Origin of the sequence: Sphaerotilus sp. FB-3, from assembly GCF_023706025.1 — a bacterium.
GTDB classification, from domain to species: Bacteria; Pseudomonadota; Gammaproteobacteria; order Burkholderiales; family Burkholderiaceae_C; genus Sphaerotilus; species Sphaerotilus sulfidivorans.
Genome location: NZ_BQWE01000073.1, coordinates 1 through 623 on the forward strand (window position 1 = coordinate 1; position 623 = coordinate 623).

General features: G+C 69.5%; 1 pseudogene. It reads left to right on the plus strand.

The features are described 5' to 3' along the window. Nucleotides 1-623 (plus strand): annotated as a pseudogene (locus NFT33_RS19090) (excinuclease ABC subunit UvrA); the annotation flags it as partial.

The window sequence follows — 623 nt, forward strand, 5'->3', positions numbered from 1 at the left end:
CCGGGTGCTCGAAGTCGACCAGACGCCGATCGGCAAGACGCCGCGCTCGTGTCCGGCCACCTACATCGGCTTCTGGGACACCATCCGCAAGCTCTTCACCGAGACGCTGGAAGCCAAGGCGCGCGGCTACGCCGCCGGGCGCTTCAGCTTCAACACCGGCGACGGGCGCTGCCCCGGCTGCGAGGGCCAGGGGCTGCGCACGATCGAGATGGCGTTTCTGCCAGACGTGAAGGTGCCGTGCGATCTCTGCCACGGGGCGCGCTTCAACCCCGAGACGCTGGCGGTGACATGGCGGGGCAAGAGCATCGGCGACGTGCTGCAGATGGAGGTGGACGAGGCGGTGGAGTTCTTCGCCTCGATGCCGAACATCGCGCACCCGCTCAAGCTGCTGCAGGACGTCGGCCTGGGCTACCTGACGCTGGGCCAGCCCTCGCCCACGCTCTCCGGCGGCGAGGCGCAGCGCATCAAGCTGGTCACCGAGCTGAGCAAGGTCCGCGACGACGTGACCCGCCGCGGCCAGAAGGCGCCGCACACGCTCTATGTGCTCGACGAGCCGACGGTGGGCCTGCACATGGCCGACGTGGAGAAGCTCATCCGCGTGCTGCACCGCCTGGTCGACGCCG